This is a genomic window from Streptococcus sp. 5346, from assembly GCF_013277455.1.
Classification (GTDB): domain Bacteria; phylum Bacillota; class Bacilli; order Lactobacillales; family Streptococcaceae; genus Streptococcus.
On the sequence record NZ_VMMY01000023.1, the window covers coordinates 1 to 3,283 of the forward strand.

Consider the following 3,283-nt stretch of genomic DNA (forward strand, 5'->3'; position numbering starts at 1 on the left):
TAAATTGTTATCGGTAGGAAAATGTCATGAAGTTTATCAATCGTAAAGAAGAGCTTTGTAATTTACAAAAAGATTACACTAATAATTTGAATCGTGGATTGAATCAAGTTTATATCATTAAAGCTGATTCAGGCATAGGGAAATCCGAATTTATTAATGAAATATCTAAGAAACTAAACTTATCTTTTATAGAAGTTCTTCCATTAGATGATAGCAATGTTTTTTCAACATTTAAAAGATTTGTTATAGAATTGGATAAGCTCAGTAGCGAGTATGGTTATGATGATTTTAAAGAATTTTACACCAAAAAAATGACTAGTGATAAAGCTATTAAAATATTGCTGAAAATTTCAGCAATATTTGGTAAAGCATTTATTGGAACATTTTTTAAAGATAATAATGTTGGACTAGAAGTATCAGAGATTGACTTACCTTCATTGATAGAAGAACCTACTCAATATGAGACGTTTGTGCTAAAAGCTCAAGTGGAAAATCTTTTTGAATATGCTAATTATGTTCTAAAACAGAAAAAATTATCTATTTTGTATCCACAAGCCTCTCAGATTGATCGTTCTTCTTTGGATTTATTTAATAAATTAATAGTGGCTTCTCAACAATGTCTGTTTATTTTTGAGTGTGACGATAACAGAGTGGAGCAGTATTTGAAAAATAGTAGTAAATTTTTTCTTAAAACCTATCACTTAAATCGACTTTCTAATGAACATATTCTTTATTACATCCAACAACTAACTGAAAAGTTAGAATTGCATTATGAGCAAATTGATTTTACAATTTTACATGATAGTATTGAAAAAGGAGATTTAGCAGAAATCTCCACAATTTTAAAGGATTTTGATGATAGAGTACGGTTGGATCGGACAGTAAAATTACAAACGATTAAACAAATTGTTGAAGAATTATCAGACAAACAAACAGCCCTTTTAATCTTACTTTCCTTAACAAAGAATAGGTTAGCTCAAGTTGATTTGATGGAAATTTTATCCCAACTATACGGGGAGTTTGATTCGGAAAATATTGATTTTCTAGTAAATAAAGATTTACTAGAACGAAATCACTCTTCCTTATCAATCCCTAATTTTATAGATATGGTTGTTAGCCCTACAACATTTTTCCCTAAGTTAAGATTAGCTCTAAGCTCTCTGTTAGTTAAGTATATTAACCAAAAATTATATGAAACCAATAATGCTGAATATCTTGATATTTTAGTTGACCATTATTTACTTCACCGCCAGTTTTTACAACTCAAATCTATTTTCCCTAAAATTCGAGAGAGATTGATAAGAATTGATTCACAAGAAGGTCGTGTAGCTTATTTTGAAAAATTCAATCTACTACAGCATGATGTAAAAACAATTGATGAAGATTTTATACTGTCACTTGTAAAAATTACCTATGATGCTAATTTGTATCAACAATCCCTATCTTTCATTAATTTCATCTCTCACAATACTGATAAGGTTGTTTTTGGCAAAGCATTATTACTAAATCGATGTGAAAAATTTGATGCTTCTATTAACTATATTGAAAAAAATATAGTTAAGCTAGATAAAAACTCATCACAACACTTCCAGCTTTCTTTGGTTTTAATAATGAACTTAGTACAAGTTGAAAGAAGAGAAGAAGCAAAACGTATTTTCGAGGAATTAAGTACGCAAAACACTCATCCACTATATCCCTACTTAATCAGATTATCTAATGTTTTTTATAGCCAATTTTCTGACCGTATAAAAATTGTTCAGTCAATTACGGAGAGAATTTTTAAGGAGCAAGATTCTGAATTTTCAGGACTTCATGCTATCTATCTAGCTTACTTATATGCTGTAGACAGAGATGTTTCTAGTGCCGAACAATCTTTAATAACTGCTCGAGACTATTTCGGTGAATCGCTTGTATATAATCATATGATTCTTCATAACGAGGCTACAATAAAATTTTATAGTGGAGATATTGATGAAGCAATACCAGAGTTACTTAATAGCGCAAAAATCACCGCATATGATGAATATGACCGATTTGCCATTTACAATAATTTAGTTGTTTATTATCTCTTAAAGGATAGAGTAGGTAGTCTTGAATGTCAGTCAATTGTTGTTGAATTGGAGGAACTCATCCCAAAGACATATTTTAAGCGTTTTTTGGATAAGATTTACTACAATCTCTATCATTATTATCAAAAAATGTATAACCTCGAAAAAATGGAAGAATACAAAAATAAAATAGAGGAAGATATTATTAAGAATGATTACGAAATGAAGTTAATGTATGAAACTTCGTGGAAACTACCCCTTAATTTAAATGATGAGTAAAGAGTGTTTGTATCATTTCATCGTACGTATAGCCATTTATGTTGAATGTTTTAGGTACAACAGATTTTGGATACAACCCAGGGTTGGCATTGATCTCTATTAGATAAAATTCTGCATTTTTTATTCGACCATCTACTCGTATCAATTTATTTGGAGACAAGTTCTTATAAAGTTGCTTTAAGTTGATAATATCTTTATCGCTTAAATAGCAACTTTTTCCGATTTCTATACCGATTTTTTGTTTAATTTCTGAAGTATAAGCCTGATACTTGAATTCATTAGATTCTGGAAAAATAAGTTCAACTTCTTCAAAAAATAACTCTCCTTCATTTTCCAAAATAGTAATAGCTACTTCTCTCCCTTCAATGTATTCCTCTACTAGAATACCATCAAAGTCCTTCATTAATTGCTTGAGTGCCATATCTGCCTGTTCCATATTTTCAACAATAGAGTTTTGTGTAATTCCTATTGATTCTGATTCATAGTTCGGTTTAATAATAATTGGATATTCAAAGTTCGCTAGAATTTCTTTAGTGTATGAATGAGCAAATACTAACAAGCTTTTTGGGACTTTTATACCAAAATTTTCTGCAAATTTCTCTGTCATAAATTTATCTTGACATAAAACTTGTGCATATGGGTCTGGGTTGAAATATTTAATTTTATAATTTTCACAGAATGCTGGGACACTCATGTTTCTAATTCGACTGTTATATCCAAAATCAAAATTTAACACAAAGTCGTCTAGATGATTAAAAACACTTTTTTTGAATCTCTCAAAATTATCGTAAAATATGATTTCATCAATAAATTTAGAAAAACTTTTATGGAGAATATCTCTCAATTCATTGCGAGTGTATTCTCTATTTTCGATAATTTTTGTTTGAATGGATGAATCTGGGTTGACATTTAAAATGACTACTAATCTCATAACTTCTCCTACCGATAACAATTTA

General features: G+C 29.3%; 2 protein-coding genes. One reads left to right on the top strand and one right to left on the bottom strand.

Annotated elements, in window-relative coordinates; all coding sequences use genetic code 11:
* Positions 1 to 26 precede the first annotated feature (26 nt).
* Complete coding sequence (locus HT732_RS10060) at positions 27 to 2,327, top strand: hypothetical protein (protein WP_173254987.1); 2,301 nt, start codon at positions 27 to 29, stop codon at positions 2,325 to 2,327.
* Here the strand turns inward: HT732_RS10060 and HT732_RS10065 are convergent.
* The coding region (locus tag HT732_RS10065) for an ATP-grasp domain-containing protein (protein ID WP_240155856.1) at positions 2,308 to 3,283 on the bottom strand (976 nt) is incomplete at its 5' end. The two genes, HT732_RS10060 and HT732_RS10065, sit on opposite strands and share 20 nt — an antisense overlap.